Consider the following 23,968-nt stretch of genomic DNA (forward strand, 5'->3'; position numbering starts at 1 on the left):
TATTGCACGCGATTCATCAAAAACAACAGGTACACATGCAGCAAGATATTTTGATCAATTGGTCGCCACAAGAAACACGTGTGGCGGTGGTGGAACTGGGTGCAGTGCAAGAACTACATACCGAACGCACGCTGGAGCGGGGTTTGGTGGGCAATATCTATCTGGGCAAGGTCTCGCGCGTGCTGCCGGGCATGCAGTCTGCCTTTATTGATATCGGGCTGGAGCGTGCTGCTTTTTTGCACGTGGCTGACGTATGGCACCGCCATGAAAGTGGCGATGCACCGATGATTGCGCGCAAGAACGAGCCGCCCAAACCCATCGAACACCAGGTGTTTGAAGGCCAGTCCATCGTGGTGCAGGTCATCAAAGATCCAATTGGTACCAAGGGTGCGCGGCTGTCCACGCAAATCAGCATTGCAGGGCGATTGCTGGTGCATTTGCCGCAAGACGAACACATTGGTGTTTCGCAAAAAATCACCCCCCAAGAGCGCGATGCCTTGCGTGAGCGCCTGCAGAAACTGGTGGGACTGAAAGAAAACGGAGGTGGCGGCGGATTCATTTTGCGCACCAACGGTGAAGACGCGTCTGACGAAGAGCTGGCCGAAGATATTGCCTACCTGCGCAAAACCTGGGCGCGCGTCAAATCTGCTGCCACCAGCTTGCCGCCCATGTCTGTATTGCACCAAGACTTGAATCTGCTGCAACGCGTTCTGCGTGATCTGGTGGGCGAGGCCACGCAAAGCATTCGCATTGACTCCAAGGAACAGTTCGACAAGTTGGTGGCCTTTGGCAAAGAGTTCATGCCCAGTGCAGTGCCCAAGCTGCAGCTGTACAGGGGTGAGCGACCCATTTTTGATCTGTATTCCATTGACGAAGAAATTGCCAAGGCACTGGGCCGGCGGGTGGATCTCAAATCTGGCGGCTATCTCATCATTGACCAGACCGAGGCACTGACCACCGTTGACGTCAACACTGGCGGCTACGTAGGGGCTCGCAATTTTGATGACACCATCTTCAAAACCAATCTGGAAGCCGCGCAGGCCATTGCACGCCAGCTGCGCTTGCGCAACCTGGGCGGCATCATCATTGCCGACTTTATCGATATGGCACACGAAGAACACCGCGAGCAGGTGCTGGCCGAGTTGCGCAAACAACTCGTGCGTGACCGTGTCAAAACCATGTCCGGCACTTTTTCGCAACTGGGGCTGGTGGAGATGACGCGCAAGCGCACGCGCGAATCGCTCGCCCACATGCTGTGTGAGCCATGTCCAGCATGCCAAGGCAAGGGCAGCGTGAAAACCGTGCGCAGCGTGGCCTATGAAATATTGCGCGAAATTTTGCGTGAGGCTCGCCAGTTCAACCCCAAAGAATTTCGCGTAGTAGCCAACCCCGACGTGATTGACCTGCTGCTGGACGAAGAAAGTCAGCACTTGGCAGGCCTGAGCGACTTCATTGGCAAGCCTATCTCACTGAAGGCCGAGGGCGGCCTGGTGCAAGAGCAGTACGACATTGTGTTGCTGTAGCGCGGCAATGCAGGCTGGTGCATCAGCTTGCTGTGCTGGCGCTGTGGCTCTAACTTCCATGCTTTAAGGCTGATGGCTGCTATGGCTAACGCTGCCTAGGCACGGCTCATTCCATGCCGCTATCCGCAATTTTGCACGATGAGGCTGCATAAAAGTCGTGCTTTGAGCAGTTGGTTTGGATCAGAAATCGTCCACTGCAGTGGTGTGCTGCTGCTCTGCCAGCATGTCTGAACGTATTGAATGCACACAGCGCAAAGTGCGCACAGCCTGCTAAGTCTGTACTCGAAGGTCTGGCTGGCAAAGGAGGACGGATTGCTGCAGTCGGTGCAGCAACCGTGCCCCCTGGCTGATGTCAGATTGATCCAGCAAACGTCACGTGATTAAACTGTGCTGCCGACTTGAATAAGCAGCACAGTTCAGCGTGAACCGAGATGGCTGCATGCACTTGGTGAATGTAATATTCATGATATTGATGGCTGGTCTTGCATGTTTACATTAAAGATTTTGAGTTGCTGTGCGAAATAAAAATAGAATTTCTGTAGATTTGAGAAAGCTGATTTTGATGCTTTCCATTCTGACTGGGCTCATTGTTGTTGTCAGTGCATTCTATGCGGCCCACAGCGTTCAGCGCCAGCAACTGGTGAAGGCATCGCTTGGTAATAATTATGTATATGCAGACAAGCTGGCAAAAACAACGGATGATTTCTTAAATTCGGCACAACAGCAACTAATGTTTTCGGCGGCTGTGCTTGCTGAAAATTTAGACAAGAAAAATATTTTAGAAGCTGAAGTAGACCGAGTCAGATTGCAGACCGATACATTCAACTCTGTGTTAATCGTTGATGTGAGTACTGAAGTTTTGGCAACCTCACCGGAGGCATTGCAAATCACAGGGCTGAAGCTGAGTACGCAAGGCGTTTTAGAGTCGATTGCTAAAAAGGCACCTGTTATAAGTGATCCTTATATCTCTACCGTAGGTAATTTGCTTGTATTTATATCTCACCCTATTTTTTCTTCAAAAGGAGATTATCAGGGGTTTATAGCTGGGACAATTTATTTGAAACAAGCAAGCGCTCTGCATAGGTTGTTGGGTGAGCATTATCATAAAGATGGTTCTTATATTTATGTTGTCGACAAGAATAAAAGGCTGCTATACCATCCCAATCAAGCGAGATTGGGCAGCGTAGTTGAGAATAATGCGGTAATAAATAGAGTTGTTCAAGGGCAAGAGGGTGAGTCGGTGGTCTTGAACAGCGAGGGCATTGAAATGATTGCAGGTTTTGCAGTCTCAAAAAAAGCTGAATGGGGCATCATTGCGCAACGGCCCATGAGCGCAGCACTGGTGCCTCTGGAAACATTGATGCAGCAAGTCATTTACAAAACCTTGCCTGCAGTGATTTTGTGTTTTATTTTTATTTTGTGGTCTGCTAAAAAAATATCAACGCCACTGAAAATGCTGGCTGACAGTGCACACAAGATGAATGAAGATGAGACTGAGAAAAATATACAAAGCGTCAGGTCCTGGTATTTTGAGTCTCAAGAACTAAAAAAGGCCATGCTTTTGGGTGTTGGTTTGCTTCACAATAATATTAAAAAACTTCGGGAAGATCTTCACAAAGATCCGCTCACGGGACTTGGTAATAGAAGAAACCTGGATGCGACAATTCAAGAGTTTAAAAATCTTGAAATCAAATTCTCAATTATCACAATTGATATCGATTACTTCAAAAAAATCAACGATACATATGGCCATGACGTTGGTGACAAAGTAATCAAGAATTTAGCCAATATTCTTGCGAATGTTTGTCGTCTGAACGATGTGCCTTGTCGTATTGGTGGTGAAGAATTTTTAATACTTTTGCCTAATACAAGAAAAGAAGATGCTACAAAAATTGCTGAAAGACTGAGAGTGAATGTGGAACAGGCCGAAATGCCAATGGTCGGAAAAATCACCATTTCTCTGGGGATCTCTAGTTACCCGGATGATTCGGTAGATGTTATCTCTGTCTTGAAGTATGGAGACGAAATGCTTTATAAGGCAAAGCACAATGGCCGTAATCGCGTAGAAGTTTTTGATGTTTGATCTAGGTGGGCGTATTCATTTGTTCAATATGAATTGAACGCCTGAAAAATATTTTTATATTACAAAAGCAATCCAGAGCGGCTATGGATGTCGCAGGATAGAAGCTGCGAAAAGTCGTTGGCCTAGCGATAACCAAATGCAGATGGATGCACAGGAGCGAAGCGCGTCACATATGCACGGAGGATGTGCGCCTCCTTAGGCTTCTAGTTTTGGGCTGCAGCAGGGGTATTCCAGGCTTTTGCTGCTAGCGTGCATGGTCCGTGCCATCTTCATGCTGGGCATATGCAGCGGGTGCATGGGCAGTGAACGTGTCACGTCAGGCTTGCGGTTTTGCACGTGGAAGATTGGCCTTGGCACGTTCCCAGGTTAAGCGCACATCGGTTTGCTCTGCAGTGCGGTAAGTAAAGCTGCGGCCCATCAGCCCTCCGCTACTGGGTAAAACGGGTTGGCGCGATGTGGAGTTGGGCGTTGTGCTCATGAATCCTCCTGCCGGTGCAATGTGGTCTTGTGAATCTTGATGACCCATGGATGGCATCGTGCAGCAATTTGATGCCTCTGGATCAGCCTTGTTTGCCATGGTGCATGTCAGGATTTTTCGATCCCTCTGTGGCTGTTCAAAAACATTCACTTTGTGGCTCGAGCTAGCAGACCATTACTGTGCTGCAACGCGCCAAATGTTGTTCTGCTCTTGAGCGGCGAGCTCATCCAGGGCTGCGCAGACATCGCCCAGTTTTCCAGACAATACAAAGCGGGAATTGTCGGCATCTTTCATGCGGCGCATTAAGCGCACATTGCCTGTGCACACCTGGCGATCAACCATGTGCGCTGGCAGATCAATGAAGCGTGCCTGGTTGGACGCCTTGTGGCCGGCTGGGCTGATACGGGGCAAAGGTAGCTCGCAGTAAAAAAATTGCATGGCGATTTCCTCTGGTGGGTGGGTGAAGGGAGGCAAAAACAGGCTGCAGTAATCCCTGCGGCACACAACGCCGCATTCGCAAGGATGAAATGGGTAGAGCGGGTTAGAGCTGGAAGGCGTTGCGAATCAAGCCGACAGCCAGGCCTTCAATCGCAAAACTTTCGTTGTCATCTACCTGGATGACCGGGTAGTCTGGGTTTTCTGGCAGCAGCTCGATGCCGGTGCTTGACTTGCGCAGGCGTTTGACGGTTACTTCATCACCCAGACGGGCCACCACGATTTGGCCGTTGCGTGCTTCACGTGTTGACTGGACTGCCAGCAAATCTCCATCCAAGATGCCAGCATCGCGCATGGACATGCCGCGTACGCGCAAGAGGTAATCTGGCTTGGTGGCAAACATGCTGCTTTCAACGGCAAAGCTCTGGTCGATGTGCTCTTGCGCCAAAATGGGCGATCCGGCTGCCACGCGGCCCACCAGTGGCAGCAGCAACGGTTGCATCGCGGCCATGGGCAAGTCAAAGTGTGTGCCACGTGCAGCATTGATGTGGCGCACAGCGTCGCTGACCAGGCGTATGCCGCGTGAAGTGCCGCTGACCAGTTCTAGAACGCCCTTGCGTGCTAGTGCTTTCAGGTGTTCTTCGGCAGCGTTGGCGGATTTAAATCCCAAGGTGCGTGCAATTTCTGCACGGGTAGGCGGTGCGCCTGTGCTTGAAATAGCATCTTGGATAAGGTCCAGAATTTGCTGCTGTCTGGGGGTGAGTGTGGTGTGCTCCATGCCTGTCCTTGCTTGGGATAACTGTTTGTTTATCCAGTACCTGTATTTTTAACCAGTTTTGGGAAGGCTGCAAGTGTCTACGAGAAGAAAAATTGTGATCTTGGGTACAGGGGGAACCATTGCAGGGCTGGGTCATGCCGATGGGGGCAGCGTTGGCTATAAGGCTGCTCAGATTGGTGTTGCACAGCTGCTACAGCCCATTGCACAAGGGTGCCTGCAAGGACACTTCGCATTTGAAGTGGCGCAAATCGCGCAACTCGATAGCAAAGACATGGATATCTGCACCTGGCAGCAGCTGGCCACAGCTTGCGCCAGCTGGCTGGAGCAGGAAGACGTGGCAGGCGTGGTCATTACCCATGGCACAGACACGCTGGAAGAGACCGCCTGGTTCTTGCAGTGCGTGTTGCAGTGCTCCAAACCTGTGGTGCTTACGTGTGCGATGCGCCCGGCAACGGCGCTGTCAGCAGATGGCCCTGCCAATTTGCGTGATGCGCTGGTTTGTGCCGCCCATGGTTTGCCGGGTGTCTGGGTGGCTGCTGCGGGCGAAGTGCATGCTGCGCAATCTGTGCGCAAAGTGCATCCGTATAGGTTGAATGCTTTTTCCTCTGGTGCGGCAGGGCCTGCAGGCTGGGTGGAAGAAGGGCGTGTGCGCTGGGGGACGACTGAAGCTCAGCTTGGTGGTGAAAGCTCTGCAGTGCCTGCGCGCGCCTGGAGCAGGGATGCTGCGCAGTGGCCCTGGGTGGAGATTGTCACCAGCACTGCCTGTGCACGCGCTGAGGCAGTTGACGCATTGGTGGCGGGGGGCGTCAAGGGGCTGGTGGTGGCTGGCACGGGCAATGGCTCTATCCATGAAGCCTTGCAGCAAGCCCTTCGCAGGGCGGTGAGCCAAGGTGTGCGGGTTTGGCGCAGTACACGTTGCGAGCAGGGGCAGATCGTGCTGGCCGATGGCGAGTGCGATCCCGGTGTGACGCCACTGAGCCCAGTGAAGGCGCGTATCAGTTTGATGCTGACACTGCTGCAGATACAGGTACAGGGGTAGTGCAAAGGCGATGCAGGCATAAAAAAAGCTGCCACAAGGGCAGCTTTTTTGTGGGCAATGGCAGCAATTAAGCGCTCAGTGCTTCAAAGGCGCGTGCAGTGATTTCTTCTACGGAGCCCATGCCGCTGATTGCGCGGTACTTGGGTGCGTGTGCCGGGTCTTCCTTGGCCCATGCCTGGTAGTAATCAACCAATGGACGAGTCTGGCTGCTGTACACGTCCAGGCGTTTTTTCACGGTTTCTTCTTTGTCGTCTTCACGTTGCACCAAGTCCTCGCCGGTCACGTCATCCTTGCCTTCTGTCTGAGGGGCATTGAACTTGATGTGGTAAGTGCGACCCGATGCTGGGTGTGAACGGCGGCCGCTCATGCGTTCGATGATGGCATCGAAAGGCACGTCGATCTCCAGCACATAGTCCAGATGCACACCGGCTGCCTTCATGGCATCAGCCTGGGGGATGGTGCGGGGGAAGCCGTCAAACAGGAAGCCATTGGCGCAATCTGCCTGGGCGATGCGTTCTTTGACCAGGTTGATGATCAGATCATCGCTGACCAGCTGACCCGCATCCATGACTGCCTTGGCTTGCTGGCCCAGCGGTGTGCCAGCCTTGACTGCGGCACGCAGCATGTCGCCAGTAGAGATTTGGGGGATGCCGAACTTCTGGCAGATGAAGGCGGCTTGCGTGCCTTTGCCGGCGCCGGGTGCGCCCAACAAAATCAGTTTCATGGAGATCCTCGAAATGTAGAAATTCTTGGTGGAGCGGGGGCTTTTCTTGAACAAGAAAAGCAGGCAGCAACCGCTCGATATTCGTTCAAGGATAGCACGCACGCCCTTGTTTTTGACTTACAAAACGCAGAGATATTCCCGTAGATGCAGTTTCTGAACAGCTGTTTTTCGTGCTTGACAGCGGTGTGTAGCGGTGTTTGTCAACTATGCACGGCAGGAATGAATGCCATGGGTTGTCTGCATGTCTTGTAGAAGACTAGACGGGTTGTTGTATAAAAAATGAGCAGTTAACGCTGGCCTGACTTTGTTTTACGTATCAAAGGAATCGCAAAACATGATGCAACCAGCGCTAACTGCTCTTATTTTTCCTTCATATTTCAGAAATTTCAGAAATATGAAGGATCAGGCGTGCTGCAACAACGCGCGAACACGCTCAAGGTCTTCGGGTGTATCCACGCCAGCGCCCGGGGCGCTGTGTGTGATGTGCACCGCAATCGAGTAGCCGTGCCACAGGGCTCGCAGCTGTTCCAGCGACTCAACGGCCTCGGTGGGCGCGGGCTGGAGCTGCGGAAAGCCGCGCAAAAACCCTGCACGGTATGCGTATATGCCAACGTGGCGCAAGGGGGTGAAAGTGCTGTTTTCATCCCACCATTGCGCGCTGGCTTGGTCGCGGTGCAATGGAATGGGGGCTCGGCTGAAGTAGTGGGCCAAGCCTTGTGCATTGCAGACAACTTTGACGACGTTGGGGTTCACGTAATCTTCAAGGCTGGCAATGGGGTGGGCAGCGGTGCCCATGCTGGCGGTGGGCGCTGCGGCCAGCACCTGTGCGACTGCGTCAATCAGGGCCGGGTCAATCAGCGGCTCGTCGCCTTGCACGTTGACCACCATGTCGTCGCTATCGAGGCCCAGTTGTGTGCAGGCCTCGGCCAGACGATCGCTGCCGCTGGGGTGGTCGCCGCGCGTGAGGATGGCGTCAATGCCATGGGCCAGGCAGGCTTGCACGATGGATGGGCTGTCGGCTGCAACGACCACGCGGGTTGCAGCGCTTTTGCGCGCCTGCAGGGCTACGCGCACCACCATGGGCACGCCTGCAATATCGGCAAGTGGCTTGTTGGGCAGACGGCTGGAGGCCAGACGCGCTGGAATCAGAACAGTGAAGCTCACGGTGCTCACGCTTGCAGTTCGCTGTCGTCCAGAGTGCGGGCTTCGTTTTCCAGCAAGATGGGCATGCCATCACGCACGGGATAGGCAAGGCGCGCGCTTTGCGAGATCAATTCTTGGCGCTCCTTGTCAAAGCGAAGTGGGCCTTTTGTGACGGGGCAGACCAGAAGTTCAAGCAGTTTGGGATCCATAGCGGTGTACCGGTGGGTGTTCTTTAATGGGGTGATGATAGGCACGGCTGGGCATCCAGCAGATCAAAATAGCCTTGATCCACTTGCAAATGCAGGGGCACAGCCAGTGCCTGCGGCATGGTTTGCCAGATTTTGGCAGCGTCTTTTTCAGTGCACACAACGAGCAAATGCTCATCCGTTGGGCGTTGCCAGCTTTCAAAATTGTAGTGATCGGGTAAGCCTTCGGTGCTGACCACGTTCAGAGACTGGGCGCGCAGCATGGCAAAAAACTCTTCAGGCCGGGCAATGGCGGCCAAGGCGTGCAGCGCTTGATCTTGCAAGTCAGACAGTGCCACGCGGGTGCCATCGCTGCGTACAGCAAAGGGTGCCAGCTGGCGCTGCAGCAGAAAACTGGGGGTGCTTGCAGGCGTGCCCTGCGGCGGTTGCGGCGCTGAATGCAGTACAGCGGTTACTGGGCGCGGCCAGGGCTCGCGCAAAGGACCGGCAGGCAGCAGCCAGCCGTTGCCAATGCCTTCGCTGTTGAATACACACACCTGTACATCGCGTGCCAAGGCATGGTGCTGCAGGCCATCGTCGCATACGAGGACGTTAGTTGCCGGGTAAGCCGCCAGCAAGGCACGGGCGGCGGCGATGCGCTGGCGAGCCACAAACACGGGCACGCCACTGGTGCGGGCCATCAGCAGGGGTTCGTCGCCCACGTCTTGCGGCGCAGATTGGGCCGTGGCCTCACGGCAGTCATCGGTGCTGCGGCCGTAGCCGCGCGAGATGATGCCGGGCGTAAGGCCCCGTGCCTGCAGGTGTGCCACGGTGGCCAGAGTGACGGGCGTTTTGCCGGCGCCGCCTGCAATCACGTTGCCAATGACGATGACAGGCACGCCTGGATGCTGTGCCTTTTTCAAACCCCATTGATACAGTTTGCGCTGCATGCCAGAGAGCGCGCCGTACAAGGCCGCAGCGGGCAACAAAGCCCATGCCGCCAGGCTGCGGCTGCGCCAGATCGTGCGAAGCCTGTCTGAGCCTGTGCCCTGATGGGCTGGGGTGCGCATGCTGTGCGCCTTATTTTTTGCCAGCCGCTGCGGCGGATTGCGTGGCAAAGGTGATTTGCGTTAACCCCGCACGCCGGGCGGCTTCCATGGCAGAAACCACGGACTGGTGGGGCGCGGCTGCGTCGGCGCTGATGATGACAATGCTATCGCCACCTGCGGGGGCTGCACCAGCCAAAGCGCTGGCGATGGCATCTACGGAGCGGTCTTCCAGCGCATTTTTGTCAATGGCGTAGCGGCCATCGGCAGCAATCGAGATGACGACTTCCTTGGGACGATCGCGCATCTTCTCGGTGTCAGCCGTGGGCAGCGTAAGCTGCAGCTCGGTGAACTTGCTGTAGGTGGTGCTCAGCATCAGGAAGATAAGCACCACCAGCAGCACGTCAATGAACGGAATCAAATTGATCTCTGGTTCTTCCGTGCGGCGGGGGCGAAAATTCATGGCCATGGTGCGCTTCGCTTACTTTGTACGCAGATGATTGAGGTGGCGCACAAACTGCTCGCTGGCCAGCTCCAGCTGCAGCAGGTAGGCATCGACCCGTGCGCGGAAGTACTTCCAGAAGATCAACGCAGGGATCGCCACGATCAAGCCAAACGCGGTGTTGTACAGCGCAATAGAGATGCCGTGCGCCAATTGGCCGGGGTTGCCTGTACCCATTGCGCCAGATCCGGACTGCGAGCCAAAAATTTCAATCATGCCAATGACCGTGCCCAGCAAGCCCAGCAAGGGGGCTGCAGAGGCAATGGTGGCCAGCGCGCCCAGATACTTTTCCAGGCGGTGAGCGACGGCCCGGCCCGTTGATTCCATGCGCATGCGCAGATCTTGTTCACTGCTTTTGGGGTGGGCGTTGAGCTGCTGCATGCCACTGGCCAGCACTTCGCCCAGCGCACTGTTTTGCGCCAGTTGCTGAATCACGTCGTTGGAGGGCAGGCGGTCTTTAGAGACGGCGATGGCCTCATCGAGCAACTTGGCAGGGGCGACACGTGCGGTTTTCAGGGAGACAAAGCGCTCAAAAATCAGCGCCAAGGCAAAGATGGAACATGCAATAAGAGGCCAGATGGGCCAGCCAGCGGCCTGTATGATCGACAGCAACTTTATTTCTCCCGTGCTTGTGTGTTGTTTGCTTGCAGCCATGCATTATCACGCAGCGTCTGCGCCGTGCCTGGCTTGCCAGCCTTGATTTGCGCGCATTTGGCTGGCATCAAAGCTTAAGCGCATGCCTGTGGGTTGCGCTGTTGTTTTCTGTGTCCGCCTGAGAGTCTTTCCTCATGTCTTTCTTTGATCACGCATCCGCCCTTGCTCAACCCCGTGTCTGGGACGTCGGCGCGCTGTGCCGCGCGATTGCCGACAGCCTGGAGGCGCGCTTTAACCCCGTGACGGTGCGCGGTGAAATTACGGGCTTTTCACGCGCAGGCAGTGGGCACTGCTACTTCAGCATCAAAGATGCGGCGGGGCAGTTGCGTTGTGCCATGTTTCGCCGCGCCGCCATGGCGATGGACTTCACACCGCGCGACGGCGAGCTGGTGGAAGTGCGTGGCAAGCTGGGTGTGTATGAGCAGCGCGGTGATCTGCAGCTGATTGTGGACAGCCTGCAGCGCGCCGGGCAGGGCGCTTTGTTTGAGCAGTTTCTGCGCGTCAAAGCCCAGCTTGAGGCACAAGGGCTGTTTGATGCAGCCCGCAAGCGCCCTTTGCCTGTCATGCCACGCGGCATTGGGGTGGTGACCTCGCTGGGGGCTGCTGCCCTGCACGATGTGGCCACTGCTTTGCGCCGCCGGGTGCCGCATATCCCTGTGCTGATTGCACCGTCTTTGGTGCAGGGGGGGGAGGCGCCAGCATCCATTGTTCAGGCTTTGACGCAGCTTTACGCACTGGCGCAGCGCCAAGGCCAAGCTGGTGTGCCGCCGGTGGACGTGATTTTGCTGGTGCGTGGCGGAGGCTCCATGGAGGACCTGTGGGCGTTTAATGACGAGCAAGTCGCGCGCACGATCGTGCAAAGCCCGGTGCCTGTGATTTGTGGGGTTGGTCACGAAACTGATTTCACCATTGCCGACTTTTGCGCCGACTTGCGCGCTCCTACGCCCACTGCGGCTGCAGAGCTGGTAGCGCTGCCACGCCAGAACTGGCTGGATGGGTTGACCTTGATGGAGCAGCGCATTCAGTCTGGTGTGCTGCGCCAAATTGATAAAAATGCCCAGCGTCTGGATGCCACCGCAGTGCGTCTGGGGCGGCCCAGCCAGCAAATGGCACATCAGCGTCTGCATTTGTCGCAGCTCAAGCAGCGTGCACACCATGGGCTGCTGATGAAGATGCAGCAACACCTGCACAGGCATCAAGCATTACAGACAGGTTTTGCTCAAAAAACGGTGCAACATTTAAAGACGCAGCGGCAATGGGTGGCGCAAATGCAGCAGCGCATGGAGCTGCTCAATCCCCTGCGGGTGCTGGAGCGTGGCTACAGTGTGCTGACTACGCAAAGCGGGCAAGTCATCAGCCGGGTAGAGCAGGCTGCGGTCGGCGCGCCTCTGAAAGCGGTGTTGGCCGATGGCGTTTTGGATGTGACAGTCACTCAGCCCAAGCTTCTATAAGGCCTGACAAAGCCAGGTGCTTTCGCTTTAATAGCTAAAACGCTTAACTTGTAGCTGCAATACACTTAGGTTCTTCCTACAATGGCTGACAAGGCGTGTTGTTTGCGCCAAGTCAAAATGCATGCTCAGGCCTGCTGCATTGCAGGTGGCGCTACCGCGCACTGTGCTGGACTTCTAATTATTTAAACCACGACGAGGATTCAAGATGGAACATACCTTGCCCCAGTTGCCTTACGCTATTGACGCGCTGGCTCCCCACTACAGCAAAGAAACTTTTGAATACCACCACGGCAAGCACCACAACACGTATGTGGTGAACCTGAACAACCTGATCAAGGGCACAGAGTTCGAGGCCTTGTCGCTGGAAGAAATCGTTAAGAAGGCCAGCGGTGGCATCTATAACAATGCAGCCCAGCACTGGAACCACAGCTTTTTCTGGAAGTGCATGACCCCCAATGGCGGCGCAGCACCAACAGGCAAGCTGGCGGATGCCATCAACGCCAAGTTCGGCAGCTTTGACAAGTTCAAGGAAGAGTTCGCCAAGTCGGCAGCGGGCAATTTTGGTTCGGGCTGGACATGGCTGGTCAAGAACGCCGACGGTTCCGTTGAAATCGTGAACACCGGCGCTGCTGGCAACCCCATTGTTGACGGCAAGACACCGCTGATCACGGTGGACGTGTGGGAACACGCGTACTACATCGACTACCGCAACGCGCGCCCCAAGTTCCTGGAAGTGTTCCTGAACAATCTGGCCAACTGGAAGTTCGCGGAAGAAAATTACGCAGCCTGACACTTCGCTGTCATCGCAGACCGTGAGGTCCGTCAAGCCCGCTGGTGAAAGCCCGCGGGCTTTTCTTTTGCTGCGCTGTTAGATTGCACAAAGCAAACACTAAACAATGCTTGCGTCAATCAAGTCTTATAGAAGAGTTTTTAAATAACTCTTGTACAAGAGTTGGTAAAAAGCGCAGATCAACGGTTAGAATTTTGCATCATGGGAGTCTGCTTCACGCATGCGAAATCTGTGGCTGCTTTTTGCGCAGTCCAGATGGCAGCACTGCAGCGGGCAACCCGGTCGGGAGCAGGTCATAAGTGCCTATCCACATCCCAGCAATCCATTGAGCCAAAAGCAAGAGATGACAACACAGCAATCCACCATCATCTACACCCTGACGGATGAAGCTCCCCGTCTGGCGACCAGCGCGTTTTTGCCCGTCGTGCAAGCTTTCGCTTCCACTGCTGGCGTGAATGTAGAGACCAGCGACATCTCCGTTGCTGCCCGTATCCTGAGCGAATTCAACGACGTGCTGCCAGAGGCGCAGCGTGTACCTAACACCTTGGCAGAGCTGGGCAAGCTGACTTTGACGCCCGATGCCAACATCATCAAGTTGCCCAACATCTCCGCATCGGTGGCGCAGCTGATGGCCGCCATCAAGGAGCTGCAGGGCAAGGGCTACGCACTGCCTGACTACCCTGAAGACCCCAAGACTGACGAAGACAAAGCCATTTTGGCGCGCTACTCCAAGTGCATTGGCTCGTCTGTGAACCCCGTGCTGCGCGAAGGCAACTCTGACCGCCGCGCACCTGCTGCGGTCAAGAATTACGCCAAGAAGCACCCCCATTCGATGGGTGAGTGGAAGCAATGGTCGCGCACCCACGTTTCGCACATGCACGAAGGCGACTTCTACCACGGTGAAAAGTCCATGACGCTGGACAAGGCCCGTGATGTGAAGATGGTGCTGGAGACTGCGTCGGGCAAGTCCATCGTGCTCAAGGAAAAGGTAGCGCTGAAAGACGGCGAAATCATCGACTCCATGTTCATGAGCAAGAAGGCGCTGTGCGACTTCTATGAAAAAGAGCTGGACGACTGCAAGGAAGCGGGCATCTTGTTCTCGCTGCACGTCAAAGCCACCATGATGAAGGTCTCGCACCCCATCGTGTTTGGTCACTGCGTGAAGATCTATTACAAGGACGCGTTTGCCAAGCATGGCAAGCTGTTTGACGAGCTGGGCGTGAACGTGAACAACGGCATGTCGACGCTCTACGAAAAGATCGAGACGCTGCCCACTTCGCAGCGCGAAGAAATCATTCGTGATTTGCACGCCTGTCACGCTGGCCGCCCCGAGCTGGCCATGGTGGACTCGGCCAAGGGCATCACCAACTTCCATTCGCCCAACGACATCATTGTGGATGCATCCATGCCCGCCATGATTCGCCAGGGTGGCCAGATGTGGGGTGCTGACGGCAAGCCTTACGAGTGCAAGGCCGTGATGCCGGAGTCGACTTTTGCCCGTATCTATCAGGAGATGATCAACTTCTGCAAGTGGCACGGCAACTTTGACCCCCGCACCATGGGCACAGTGCCCAACGTGGGCCTGATGGCGCAAAAAGCCGAAGAGTACGGCTCGCACGACAAGACGTTCGAGATCTCTGAAGCCGGTGTGGCCAACATTGTGGACATCGCCACAGGCGAAGTGCTGTTGACCCAGAACGTGCAAGAGGGCGACATCTGGCGCATGTGCCAGGTCAAGGACGCGCCTATCCGCGACTGGGTGAAGCTGGCCGTCACACGTGCCCGCAACTCTGGCATGCCTGCAATTTTCTGGCTGGATGCTTACCGTCCCCACGAAGCCGAGCTGATCAAGAAGGTGCGTACGTACCTGAAGGACCACAACACGGAAGGTCTGGACATCCAGATCATGAGCCAGGTGCGCGCCATGCGTTTCACCCTGGAGCGTGTCGCCCGTGGCCTGGATACCATCTCGGTGACCGGCAACATTTTGCGCGACTACCTGACCGACCTGTTCCCGATCATGGAGCTGGGCACCTCGGCCAAGATGCTGTCCATCGTGCCTTTGATGGCCGGTGGCGGCATGTACGAAACAGGTGCGGGCGGCTCTGCTCCCAAGCACGTTCAGCAACTGGTGGAAGAGAACTTCCTGCGCTGGGATTCGCTGGGTGAATTCCTGGCGCTGGCCGTGTCGCTGGAAGACATGGGCATCAAGTACAACAACGCCCAAGCCAAGCTGCTGGCCAAGACGCTGGATCAGGCAACCGGCAAGTTGCTGGACGAGAACAAGTCACCAGCGCGCAAGGTCGGTCAGATCGACAACCGTGGCAGCCAGTTCTATCTGTCGTTGTACTGGGCGCAAGCTTTGGCAGCGCAAACGGAAGACGCAAGCCTGGCTGCCAAGTTCGCGCCTTTGGCCAAGACGTTGACCGAAAACGAAGCCAAGATCGTGGCCGAGCTGGGCGCCGTGCAAGGCAAGCCCGTGGACATTGGCGGTTACTACCAGCCTGACCTGTCCAAGCTGGATACGGTCATGCGCCCCAGCGCAACGTTCAACGCTGCGATTGCATCGCTGGCTTAAAGCGAAAGAAAGCCAGCACTCCGTTTAGGGTGCTGGTTTGAAAAAGAGAGCTGCTAACGCCCTGTCAGCTTAGTTTTCAGATATAAAACTATCTGAAAACTAAGTCCAGTAAGCGTTAGTAGCTCTCTTTTTTGTTTATGGGCAAAACCAAGATCATCCAGTGGAATGGCTTTGCTTTGAATATCAGGTGAATCCAGTGGCGCTTGCCGAAATTGAGTAAGACATGCAGCTGCATCAGATGACGGTCTGTTGTGCAGTGCGGCTTCAATCGCTTGATGCCCTGCAAGATCGCCGTTGAAATGTGGTGGAGCTGCCATGCACGGATCATGGCTGGATGTGCTGGTGCGTGACTGGCTGGCCTTTGAACAATGCGGGCAGGTGCCGTGCCTGCGGGCTGGTTGCTCAGTTGCTGCCAGTCTGCGCCGCCACCAGCGCCCGGTATTGGGGAATAGCCGTGCGCAAGATAGTTTGCAGTTTCTCGCTGGCCACAACCCCGGTGTTCAGACGCATGGTGGCGCAAGGGGTGTTGGTGTGGGGGCAGAAAATTTTGCCGGGAGCCACGGTCACGTTGTGCTGGCCCAGCCATTGGGCCAGATGTGTGGAGTCCGGGATACCGGCAAAGCTGGCCCACATGTACAGGCTTTCAGGAGGGCGGCAGAAAAACGTGGCGTCCAGCTCTTCGAGAAAATGGTAGGCGCTGGCCGTGGCCTCCCTGAGCTTGAGCTGCAGGTTGAGCAAATGCTTGTCGTAAGAGCGCTCTCGTAAAATCGCATCAACCGTACGCTCGGAGTACTCTGAGGTGCTCACATGGATGATGGATTTGAGGTCGGCCAGCTCGGATGCTAAATCTGCGCTGCAGGCAATAAAGCCCACGCGCAAGGCCGCAGAAAGTGATTTGGAAAACGTGCCGATATAGATGGTGCGCTGTAGCTGGTCTATGGTGGAAAGACGCAGCTTGTGACTGGGTTTGAGGTCAGCCAATGGGTCCATCTCCACCAGCAGCAGATTGTATTTTTCTGCCAGCTTGACCAGTTTGGCTGCCGTGTCGGGCGACAGGTCTGAACCCGTGGGGTTGTGGCCCACTGACTGAGTAAAGAAGATGCGCGGGCGGGTGCGGATGATGGCCTGCTCCAGCGCATCCAGATCGGGGCCCGTGGCTGTGCGGGGAATGCCCACAATGGTGGCGCCATGCACCTTGAGCTTGCCAAACAAGAAGTAATAGCCGGGGTCATCCACTAGCACTGTGGCGCCTGGCGGCACAAAGTAGCGCATGACCAGATCCATGGCCTGGTTGGCACCATGGGTGAGCACAATCTGCTGCAAATCAGCCGCGATCTCCAGGCGGCCCAGCTTGCGCACCAATTGCTGGCGCAGTGGCAAATAACCAAAGCGGTTGCCGTAGTTGAACAGCGTGCCCAGGCCGCTGCGAGCGACCTTGTGGTGCACCTTGTCCAGGCGAGCTCCAGCCAGCCAGTCAGCGGGCGGAAAACCATCGGCTGCGGGAATGGAGCTTGGGTCGCTCTTGAGCTGCTCCCGGATCAACCATGCGGTGTCGCGCGCCCTGCCCAGAGAATGGTTGGAGGTGTCCAGCTCCACGCGGATGGGCCGTTCCTTGACGTAAAAACCCGAACCACGCACCGGCTCCACCAGGCCGCGTGCCACCAGCAGCTCAAAGGCGACGACCACGGTGTTCTTGGCGCATTTGCGCAGCCTGGCCAGCTCGCGTATGGAGGGCAGCTTCTCACCCGCCTTGTAGGCTCCATGGCGTATTTCGCGCTCTATGGATTGCGCCAAAGATTCAAAGCCCGGCATGGGGTTGCTCATGTTTTCTGTTTCGTTGAACTGTACCTGTCTTAAAGGGTACAGCACGCCTAAAGTCGTGGCTAGCGTGACAACACCAACATGACGGGGCCGGGCCACCGGTCTTCGCAGTCAGAGAAAACTCCAAGGAGCACAAAAATGGATTCCAGAGTCAGTGGCATGCGCGACATGCAGCCAGCAGAGCGTTTGGCCGTGCTGGCCCGTGTGGCCGAGATGGACAGCGCCGATAGGCAACTGCTGGCCGGGCCAGGGGCCCTGCCGCTGGGCACGGCCGACGGCATGATCGAAAACGTGGTGGGCACATTTGAGCTGCCCATGGGCGTGGCCACCAATTTTCAGGTCAATGGCCGCGATGTGCTGGTGCCCATGGTGGTGGAAGAGCCATCGGTGGTGGCTGCGGCATCGTTCATGGCCAAGCTGGCGCGCAGTAGTGGCGGTTTCCTTACCTCCTCTACCAAGCCATTGATGCGTGCACAGGTGCAGATGGTGGGCATGACAGATCCTCACGGGGTACGCCATGCAGTGCTGACCCACCGTGAGGAGATCATCGCTATGGCTAACTCCAAGGACAAGGTGCTGTTGGGCCTGGGCGGCGGCTGCCAGGACCTGGAGGTGCACGTGTTCGAGCACACGCCGCGCGGCCCCATGGTGGTGGTGCACCTGATTGTGGATGTGCGCGACGCCATGGGTGCCAATACGGTCAACACCATGGCCGAAATGGTGGCGCCCCTGCTGGAGCGCATCAGCGGGGCCAGCGTGCGTTTGCGTATCCTGTCCAATCTGGCGGATTTGCGGCTGGCGCGGGCCGCCGTCACCTTGAGCCCGGAGCAGCTGAGCACGGCGCAGTACCGGGGTGAAGAGGTCATAGAGGGCATTCTGGATGCCTATACCTTTGCTGCCGTCGATCCTTATCGGGCGGCCACCCACAACAAGGGCATCATGAATGGGATTGATCCGGTGATCGTGGCCACCGGCAACGACTGGCGTGCAGTGGAGGCTGGGGCCCATGCTTATGCGGCCCGATCGGGGCGCTACACCTCGCTCACGCATTGGGAAAAGAACCGCGCAGGCCACCTGGTGGGCACCATCGAGCTGCCCATGCCCGTGGGTTTGGTGGGGGGCGCCACCAAGACCCATCCGCTGGCCCGCTGGGCATTGCGCCTGATGCAGGTGGGTAGTGCGCAGGAGCTGGGGGAAATCGTGGCGGCCGTGGGGCTGGCGCAAAACCTGGCCGCGATGCGGGCACTGTCCACAGAAGGTATTCAGCGTGGCCACATGGCCTTGCATGCCCGCAATATTGCCCTGCTGGCCGGCGCTGAGGGCGAACAGGTGCAGCGTGTGGCCCAAGCATTGGTGGCGGAGCGCAATGTCAGCGTGGATCGCGCCAAGGAGCTGCTGCAGGCAGCTTGATGCCAAGCCCGGCCAGCCACCACCCGGGCAAGCCGGGGCAAGCCGGGGCTGGCCGGGGCTGGCCGGGGCTGGCCGGGATTGTTGCAAGGCTATTAGTTGCGCTTTTTGCGCTTGCGCAGGTCGATCATGCCGGGCAGCAGACGCGGGTCGCTGTGCTGGGGGAAGATGGCGTGCTTCTGGATCTTCTGCGTGCCTGTCGTGGGAATCTGCTGGGCAAACCAGAGCCAGCCGGGAGCCTTGTAATAAGCCATGTTCTGGTTGCAGAAGTCGAACAATGCCTGGGCGATCTGATCGCGGTCTTGGCCCGTGGCCTCGGTCGAGGGCTTGAGCACCACGCAGGCCAGCACCTCTTCGTCGCGTATCTCGTCCTGCACCGCCATGACGGCGGCGTTTTCCACCCACGGATGGGTAACCAGCAGTGCCTCGATTTCAGCAGCCGCAATGTTTTCACCGGACCTGCGGATGATGTTTTTGCGCCGGTCCATGAAATGGAACATGCCCGTTGCGTCGCGCACCACCATGTCGCCGGTATGGAACCAGCCACTGCGCCAGGCCTGCTCGGTGGCCTCCGGATCGTTGTAGTAGCCAGAGAAAAAATCCTGCCGGGGGCTGTGTGCGCTGTGGCGTATGACCAGCTCACCCGCACTGCCGTCGGGCACTGTCTGGTCCAGCTCATCAACGGCTCGGGCTTGCAGTCCTTGGCAGGGTCGATCTCGGCCAAAAGCGCGCGTGCCCACTTGGCGCGGGGCGTGGCAGTCCATCATGACCCTCACCATCTCAGTCATGCCCCACAGCTCCAGAAGCGGTACGCCAAACCGTTCTTCGAACGCGGCATGCAGTTGCGGCTCCACGCCGGCCCCGGCGGCAAAACGTAGCTGGTGGGCACGGTCCAGCTCGGAAGGCGGCTGTACGAACAGCATCTGCATGATGACGCCCAGATAGTGCGCAATGGTGGCGCGGGTCTGCACCACCTCCATCCAAAAGCGGGTGGGCTGGAAACGGTCGCTCTGAATCTGGCAGCCGCCCGTGAACAGCATGCAATAAAAGGACAGGATGGAGGCGTTGACGTGAAACAGCGGCAGTGGGTTGTACAGCCGGTCCTGCTTGCCAATGGTGGCCAAACCCCCCAGCCTGGCATAGTCCTGCCCTGCAGCCAGCTCGTAGCGGTGGGAGAGCACACAGCCCTTGGGTCTGCCTGTCGTGCCTGAGGTGTACAGAATGCTGGCAGGTGTGTCTGCGCAGACTGCGCCAGCTTCTGCACTGCGCGGGCATGGCGGCAGGGCGGCGGTGAATGCCTCAAGAGCAACCACGGGAGGCTGATTGCCGCTGTGTAGCAGCGCGGCCTGCGTATGTTCGATTCTGTCTTGCAAGACCACCAGCAGATCGACCTGGGCGTGATCGATCAAGTAGGCGTACTCACGCGGGCGGTAGTCCGGGTTGACGGGAACGCAGCACACGCCCAGCGCATTCAGGGCCAGCTTGTGCAGCATGTGCTCGGGGCGGCTGTCCAGCAGCAAACCTACGCGGTGGCCCAGGCCGTAGCCGGCGGCCGTGTAGTGCTGCATCAGCTCGCGAATGGCATCGGCTGCTTGCTGGTAGGTGATTTCGCAGCCCGCGGGCAGGTAGTTGCGGGCCGGATTTTCAGGGATGCACAGCAGGCTGTGGTGGCCATAGCGCTGTGCAGCGGAGAAAAGGACTTCTCCGATTGTGCTGTCGGCGTGGATGTCGATCACGGGAACTCCCAAGCACCGCAAGGGTGTCTTGTCTGCAAAAAGAGGAGGCGAGCCATGCACTGCGGCCGGGCCGCCCTGTGAAAGAAACGGGGGCTAAAAGAGGAAGGCGTGCCGTTTTCAGTGGCTGCCGAGATAGGCCGCACGCACCTTGTCGTCGCTGCGCAGGGCCGTGCTGGAGCCTTCCAGTATGATTTTTCCGGTCTCCAGCACATAGCCTCGGTCGGCAACACTCAGGGCCTGGTTGGCCATTTGCTCCACCAGCAAGATGGTGATGTCACGCTGCTTGAGGCAGCGCACAATGGAGAAAATCTCTTTGACGATCAATGGCGCCAGACCCAGCGAGGGTTCGTCGAGCAGCAGCAACTGGGGTCTGGCCATCAGGGCGCGGGCAATGGCCAGCATCTGCTGCTCGCCGCCGGACATGGTGCCGGCCATTTGGTGCTGACGTTCCTTGAGTCGAGGGAACGCCAGGAACTGTGCCTCAATGTCGTGCTCCAGTTCGGCCCGGGTAGCCTTGCGGTGGTAGGCACCCAGCATCAGATTGTCACGCACGCTCTGGTCCGCAAAGACCTGGCGGCCCTCGGGCGACTGGGCAATACCCAGCGCCACCCGCAGGTGGCCAGGCATGCGGGTGATGTCCTGGCCCTTGAACAAGACGCTGCCCGAATGTGCCGGCTCCAGGCCCGAGATCACCTTCATCAGTGTGCTTTTTCCGGCACCGTTTCCACCAATCATCGTGACGACCTCGCCGGGATAGACCTCCAGCGAAATGCCTTTGAGCGCCTCCACTGCACCGTAGCGGGCCTGCAAGTCTTTCACTTGCAAAACAGGTGTGTCATGCATGCTTGTTTTCCAATGAAGTTGCGAAGGTGGCAGGAGCGAGCTGCGCGTCATCGTCCGGTGCACCGAGGTAGGCGGTGATCACGCGTGGGTTTTTCTGTACCTGTGTGGGTGTGCCTTCAGCGATCTTTTCGCCGTAGTCGAGCACGATTACATGGTCGGAAATGGCCATCACCAGGTCCATGTGGTGCTCGATCAGCAGCACGGTGATGCCCAGCTCCTTGATGCTTCGGATCACGCCTGTCAGCTCCTGTGTTTCCTGGGGGTTCAGGCCTGCCGCAGGCTCATCGAGCAGCAGCAAACTGGGCCGGGTGGCCAGCGCGCGAGCCAGCTCTACCCGACGTTGCAGGCCGTAGGGCAGGCTGCCCGCAGTTTCATAGGCCTTGGTGTCCAGCCCCAGGAACTGCAACACCTGCATGGCCTGTGCAGTGGCCTCGCGCTCTTGCCTTTTTGCAGCAGGAAGGGCAAAGAGATAAGCACCAAATCCTGCGTGGATATGCTGGTGCAACCCCACTTTGACGTTGTCGATCACGCTCATGTCGGCAAAGAGCTTCAGGTTCTGGAAGGTGCGACCCAGGCCCATGGCGCAGATCTGATTGGCAGGCTTGGCCAGAATGCTCTCACCGCAAAAACGTATAGCACCCTTGGTTGGCGGGATGATGCCTGAGAGGATGTTGAGCAGCGTGGTCTTGCCCGCACCATTGGGGCCAATCAGCGAATGCACATGACCGGGCTGAAGGTCGATACTGATGTTGTTGGTGGGCACCACGCCGCCATAGGCCTTGTACAGCCCCTCGGTTTGCAGCAACGGGCCCTTGGCATCGATTGCACGTGCACCAGCCAGCTCGCGCAGACTGACTGATGGCAGCGGTATGTCCCGGTTGCTCAAGGCTGGCTTGCGCTTGGTGAAGAACCTGGACACCGTACCTGACAGCCCATCGGGCATGACATACAGACCAAACAGCAGCAAAGCGCCATAGGTGAAGTGCTGCACACCGGGCCAGCGTGCCAAAAAAGCGTCCAGCAGTGTAAGGACCAGGGCACCTAGCAATGGCCCATAAACCGACTTGCCTCCGAGCAGCACGATCAGCAAAAAGAAGATGGACAGATTGAACGTGATGAAGTCGGAGTTGATGTACTGGTTTTGCTGTGCCACCAAGGCACCAGCTACACCGCAGGTGACGGCACTGATCACAAATGCCAGCACCTTGAACTTGTACACGCTGACCCCCACGCTTTCGGCAGCCACTTCTGCCGTGTTCACAGCCATAAAGGCCCGGCCGAACTTGCCGCTGAGCAGCGAGCGCATCATCAGATGGGTTGCCACGCCCAGTGCCAGAACTAGCCACACCCATTCGCGCATGTCGAAGATATGTCCGTTGATGGACAGGGGCAGCACACCGTAGATGCCTTGCTGGCCGGCAAAAACGTCCTGCCATTCAGAGACCACTTTTTCGACCACAACGCCAAAGCCTATGGTCACCATCGCCAGGGCCGGGCCTTTGACGCGCAAGGCGGGTAGAGCAATCAGCACGCCGAAGATACCGGCCACGACACCCGCTGCCAGCAAAGCCAGCCAGGGATTCCACTCCATGCGGGCAGTCAGCAAGGCGGCAGTGTAGGCACCCACCGCAAACAGGCCAGCATGGCCCAGTGACTTCTGCCCGGTATAACCCACCAGCACATTGAGACCGGCGGCAGCCAGATAGTTGATGCCGACCATGAAAACGACCTTCAGGTAAAAGCCGTTGTCCGTAATCAGTGGCAGCAGGGCGGCAATGGCGGCAAACAGGGCCACGCCAGCAAGATGTTTGTATTGCCCCATCAGACTTTCTCCACCAGACGCTGCCCCAGCAGACCTTCTGGCTTGAGCACCAGAACAAAAATAATCAGCAGGAAGATACTGATTTCTCGCAGTTCGGCCTGCCACAGACCGACCATGGCCTCCAGAAGCCCCAGCAGGAAACCGCCCAGCATGCAGCCGCGCGGGTTGCTCAGTCCGCCGACGATGGCGGCTGAAAACGCCTTCAGAGCCAAGGTCAGGCCCATGAAGACCGAGGCCGTGGTGATGGGGGCAATCAGCAGGCCGGCAATGCCTGCCAGGCTGGAGCTGACAATGAATGCCAGCACGATGATGGCGGTGACATTGATGCCCATCAGCACAGCAGCCGGGCCACTTTGTGCCACGGCGCGCACGGCCTTGCCCAAACGGGTTTTGCGCATGATGACATCCAGGCACAGCATCAGGGACACGCTGATGCACAGCACCAGAATTTCTTGCGGCAGTACGCCGGCACCGCCGATGCGAATGACGTCGTTGCCCAGCGGAGAGGGCATCACCATGGGGGAGGGGCCCCAGATGGCGAGCGCAATGTTCTGAACAATGATGCCAAAACCGATGGTGCTCATCACCCATGCCAGGCCGGGCTTGCCGAAGAAAGGGCGCACGGCGGTGTAGTACAGGAGCACGCCCAGCGCACCCATGAGCAAAAAGGTGGTGACCATGCTCAGGCCGTAGCGCGCCAGGGTCACTTCGGCAATTTCCAGTGAGCCTTGCAAATCGTGACCGGCCAGCAGCAGCAGCACGGAAACGCCTATAAAAGCCCCAGCGACCAGGAATTCTCCCTGGCCGAAGTTGAACGTCTTGGTGGTGTTGTAGGTAATGTTGAAGCCCAGGGCAACCAGCGAGTAAATGCTGCCCAAGGCTAAGCCACTGAAAATGGCCTGAAGAATGCTGGCTTGCATTTGAGAGATT

The 23,968-nt window shown here is 57.2% G+C and carries 22 protein-coding genes; 7 read left to right on the plus strand and 15 right to left on the minus strand.

Features of this window, described 5'->3' with window-relative positions:
- Positions 1 to 35: 35 nt before the first annotated feature.
- Together rng and IB213_RS11570 are read left to right on the plus strand one after the other, a co-directional pair.
- Positions 36 to 1,523 (plus strand): ribonuclease G, encoded by a 1,488-nt coding sequence (gene rng / locus IB213_RS11565; protein WP_192406611.1) that lies wholly within the window; start codon positions 36 to 38, stop codon positions 1,521 to 1,523.
- A gap of 514 nt (positions 1,524 to 2,037) precedes the next feature.
- The gene (locus tag IB213_RS11570; protein WP_370551211.1) at positions 2,038 to 3,606 is read left to right on the plus strand and encodes a diguanylate cyclase; all 1,569 of its coding nucleotides are present in this window, start codon (positions 2,038 to 2,040) and stop codon (positions 3,604 to 3,606) included.
- A gap of 316 nt (positions 3,607 to 3,922) precedes the next feature.
- On the opposite strand, the gene IB213_RS11575 is transcribed toward IB213_RS11570, so the two are convergent.
- The 3 genes from IB213_RS11575 to lexA all read right to left on the minus strand — a co-directional run bounded on the left by IB213_RS11575 (position 3,923) and on the right by lexA (position 5,297).
- Positions 3,923 to 4,084 carry a hypothetical protein gene (locus IB213_RS11575; RefSeq protein WP_191724317.1) on the minus strand — a complete coding sequence of 54 codons (162 nt, stop codon included), beginning with the start codon at positions 4,082 to 4,084 and terminating at the stop codon, positions 3,923 to 3,925.
- A gap of 174 nt (positions 4,085 to 4,258) precedes the next feature.
- Positions 4,259 to 4,522, minus strand: a complete 264-nt coding sequence (locus IB213_RS11580) for a hypothetical protein (RefSeq protein ID WP_192406612.1) — start codon at positions 4,520 to 4,522, stop codon at positions 4,259 to 4,261.
- A gap of 103 nt (positions 4,523 to 4,625) precedes the next feature.
- Positions 4,626 to 5,297, minus strand: a complete 672-nt coding sequence (gene lexA, locus IB213_RS11585) for a transcriptional repressor LexA (protein WP_191724319.1) — start codon at positions 5,295 to 5,297, stop codon at positions 4,626 to 4,628.
- Positions 5,298 to 5,370: 73 nt separating this feature from the next.
- Between lexA and IB213_RS11590 the strand changes: the two genes are divergently transcribed.
- Positions 5,371 to 6,336: an asparaginase gene (locus tag IB213_RS11590; RefSeq protein WP_192406615.1), complete on the plus strand. Its 966-nt coding sequence runs from the start codon at positions 5,371 to 5,373 to the stop codon at positions 6,334 to 6,336.
- A gap of 67 nt (positions 6,337 to 6,403) precedes the next feature.
- On the opposite strand, the gene adk is transcribed toward IB213_RS11590, so the two are convergent.
- From adk to IB213_RS11620, 6 genes are all read right to left on the minus strand, one after another.
- Positions 6,404 to 7,060, minus strand: a complete 657-nt coding sequence (adk, locus tag IB213_RS11595; protein ID WP_192406617.1) for an adenylate kinase — start codon at positions 7,058 to 7,060, stop codon at positions 6,404 to 6,406.
- 402 nt (positions 7,061 to 7,462) lie between these two features.
- Positions 7,463 to 8,233 (minus strand): 3-deoxy-manno-octulosonate cytidylyltransferase, encoded by a 771-nt coding sequence (gene kdsB, locus IB213_RS11600; protein WP_192406619.1) that lies wholly within the window; start codon positions 8,231 to 8,233, stop codon positions 7,463 to 7,465.
- Positions 8,230 to 8,412: a Trm112 family protein gene (locus IB213_RS11605; RefSeq protein ID WP_191724323.1), complete on the minus strand. Its 183-nt coding sequence runs from the start codon at positions 8,410 to 8,412 to the stop codon at positions 8,230 to 8,232. The genes kdsB and IB213_RS11605 overlap by 4 nt, the downstream gene beginning before the upstream one ends.
- A 23-nt stretch (positions 8,413 to 8,435) precedes the next feature.
- Positions 8,436 to 9,458: a tetraacyldisaccharide 4'-kinase gene (lpxK, locus tag IB213_RS11610; RefSeq protein ID WP_191724324.1), complete on the minus strand. Its 1,023-nt coding sequence runs from the start codon at positions 9,456 to 9,458 to the stop codon at positions 8,436 to 8,438.
- Between the two features lie 10 nt (positions 9,459 to 9,468).
- A complete protein-coding gene (locus IB213_RS11615; RefSeq protein WP_191724424.1) occupies positions 9,469 to 9,897 on the minus strand; it encodes a biopolymer transporter ExbD in 429 nt (142 codons plus the stop codon).
- 18 nt (positions 9,898 to 9,915) lie between these two features.
- On the minus strand, positions 9,916 to 10,548 hold the full coding sequence (locus IB213_RS11620; protein ID WP_191724325.1) for a MotA/TolQ/ExbB proton channel family protein: 633 nt from the start codon (positions 10,546 to 10,548) through the stop codon (positions 9,916 to 9,918).
- A gap of 176 nt (positions 10,549 to 10,724) precedes the next feature.
- Between IB213_RS11620 and xseA the strand changes: the two genes are divergently transcribed.
- The 3 genes from xseA (at position 10,725) to IB213_RS11635 (ending at position 15,409) form a co-directional block, all read left to right on the plus strand.
- Entirely contained in the window at positions 10,725 to 12,041 is a 1,317-nt protein-coding gene (gene xseA, locus IB213_RS11625; protein ID WP_192406621.1) for an exodeoxyribonuclease VII large subunit, read from the plus strand.
- 205 nt (positions 12,042 to 12,246) lie between these two features.
- Positions 12,247 to 12,831, plus strand: coding sequence for a superoxide dismutase (locus IB213_RS11630; protein ID WP_191724327.1), 585 nt, complete (start codon positions 12,247 to 12,249; stop codon positions 12,829 to 12,831).
- 343 nt (positions 12,832 to 13,174) lie between these two features.
- Positions 13,175 to 15,409, plus strand: coding sequence for an NADP-dependent isocitrate dehydrogenase (locus IB213_RS11635; protein WP_191724328.1), 2,235 nt, complete (start codon positions 13,175 to 13,177; stop codon positions 15,407 to 15,409).
- Between the two features lie 53 nt (positions 15,410 to 15,462).
- Here IB213_RS11635 and IB213_RS11640 read toward each other — a convergent pair whose 3' ends face one another.
- Both IB213_RS11640 and IB213_RS11645 read right to left on the minus strand, forming a co-directional pair.
- Positions 15,463 to 15,726 carry a hypothetical protein gene (locus IB213_RS11640; RefSeq protein WP_192406624.1) on the minus strand — a complete coding sequence of 88 codons (264 nt, stop codon included), beginning with the start codon at positions 15,724 to 15,726 and terminating at the stop codon, positions 15,463 to 15,465.
- Positions 15,727 to 15,811: 85 nt separating this feature from the next.
- Positions 15,812 to 17,233, minus strand: coding sequence for a PLP-dependent aminotransferase family protein (locus IB213_RS11645; RefSeq protein ID WP_225214252.1), 1,422 nt, complete (start codon positions 17,231 to 17,233; stop codon positions 15,812 to 15,814).
- Positions 17,234 to 17,368: 135 nt separating this feature from the next.
- Between IB213_RS11645 and IB213_RS11650 the strand changes: the two genes are divergently transcribed.
- Positions 17,369 to 18,640 (plus strand): hydroxymethylglutaryl-CoA reductase, degradative, encoded by a 1,272-nt coding sequence (locus IB213_RS11650; RefSeq protein WP_192406626.1) that lies wholly within the window; start codon positions 17,369 to 17,371, stop codon positions 18,638 to 18,640.
- A gap of 92 nt (positions 18,641 to 18,732) precedes the next feature.
- Here IB213_RS11650 and IB213_RS11655 read toward each other — a convergent pair whose 3' ends face one another.
- The 4 genes from IB213_RS11655 to IB213_RS11670 form a co-directional block, all read right to left on the minus strand.
- Positions 18,733 to 20,373: an AMP-binding protein gene (locus IB213_RS11655; RefSeq protein ID WP_192406628.1), complete on the minus strand. Its 1,641-nt coding sequence runs from the start codon at positions 20,371 to 20,373 to the stop codon at positions 18,733 to 18,735.
- A gap of 117 nt (positions 20,374 to 20,490) precedes the next feature.
- Positions 20,491 to 21,216: an ABC transporter ATP-binding protein gene (locus tag IB213_RS11660; protein ID WP_192406630.1), complete on the minus strand. Its 726-nt coding sequence runs from the start codon at positions 21,214 to 21,216 to the stop codon at positions 20,491 to 20,493.
- Complete coding sequence (locus tag IB213_RS11665) at positions 21,209 to 23,038, minus strand: ATP-binding cassette domain-containing protein (protein WP_192406632.1); 1,830 nt, start codon at positions 23,036 to 23,038, stop codon at positions 21,209 to 21,211. Before IB213_RS11665 ends, IB213_RS11660 begins: the two co-directional genes overlap by 8 nt.
- On the minus strand, positions 23,038 to 23,958 hold the full coding sequence (locus IB213_RS11670; RefSeq protein WP_191724334.1) for a branched-chain amino acid ABC transporter permease: 921 nt from the start codon (positions 23,956 to 23,958) through the stop codon (positions 23,038 to 23,040). Before IB213_RS11670 ends, IB213_RS11665 begins: the two co-directional genes overlap by 1 nt.
- Between the last annotated feature and the right edge of the window lie 10 nt (positions 23,959 to 23,968).

The organism is Comamonas sp. CMM02, from assembly GCF_014851485.1.
Lineage (GTDB): Bacteria > Pseudomonadota > Gammaproteobacteria > Burkholderiales > Burkholderiaceae_C > Comamonas > Comamonas avium.

Coding starts and splice junctions, on each gene's coding strand:
- rng (WP_192406611.1), top strand. CDS start 36: ATGCAGCAAGATATTTTGATCAATTGGTCGCCACAAGAAACACGTGTG.
- IB213_RS11575 (WP_191724317.1), bottom strand. CDS start 4,084: ATGAGCACAACGCCCAACTCCACATCGCGCCAACCCGTTTTACCCAGT.
- IB213_RS11580 (WP_192406612.1), bottom strand. CDS start 4,522: ATGCAATTTTTTTACTGCGAGCTACCTTTGCCCCGTATCAGCCCAGCC.
- lexA (WP_191724319.1), bottom strand. CDS start 5,297: ATGGAGCACACCACACTCACCCCCAGACAGCAGCAAATTCTGGACCTT.
- adk (WP_192406617.1), bottom strand. CDS start 7,060: ATGAAACTGATTTTGTTGGGCGCACCCGGCGCCGGCAAAGGCACGCAA.
- IB213_RS11605 (WP_191724323.1), bottom strand. CDS start 8,412: ATGGATCCCAAACTGCTTGAACTTCTGGTCTGCCCCGTCACAAAAGGC.
- lpxK (WP_191724324.1), bottom strand. CDS start 9,458: ATGCGCACCCCAGCCCATCAGGGCACAGGCTCAGACAGGCTTCGCACG.
- IB213_RS11615 (WP_191724424.1), bottom strand. CDS start 9,897: ATGAATTTTCGCCCCCGCCGCACGGAAGAACCAGAGATCAATTTGATT.
- xseA (WP_192406621.1), top strand. CDS start 10,725: ATGTCTTTCTTTGATCACGCATCCGCCCTTGCTCAACCCCGTGTCTGG.
- IB213_RS11630 (WP_191724327.1), top strand. CDS start 12,247: ATGGAACATACCTTGCCCCAGTTGCCTTACGCTATTGACGCGCTGGCT.
- IB213_RS11635 (WP_191724328.1), top strand. CDS start 13,175: ATGACAACACAGCAATCCACCATCATCTACACCCTGACGGATGAAGCT.
- IB213_RS11640 (WP_192406624.1), bottom strand. CDS start 15,726: ATGGCAGCTCCACCACATTTCAACGGCGATCTTGCAGGGCATCAAGCG.
- IB213_RS11645 (WP_225214252.1), bottom strand. CDS start 17,233: ATGAGCAACCCCATGCCGGGCTTTGAATCTTTGGCGCAATCCATAGAG.
- IB213_RS11650 (WP_192406626.1), top strand. CDS start 17,369: ATGGATTCCAGAGTCAGTGGCATGCGCGACATGCAGCCAGCAGAGCGT.
- IB213_RS11660 (WP_192406630.1), bottom strand. CDS start 21,216: ATGCATGACACACCTGTTTTGCAAGTGAAAGACTTGCAGGCCCGCTAC.
- IB213_RS11665 (WP_192406632.1), bottom strand. CDS start 23,038: ATGGGGCAATACAAACATCTTGCTGGCGTGGCCCTGTTTGCCGCCATT.
- IB213_RS11670 (WP_191724334.1), bottom strand. CDS start 23,958: ATGCAAGCCAGCATTCTTCAGGCCATTTTCAGTGGCTTAGCCTTGGGC.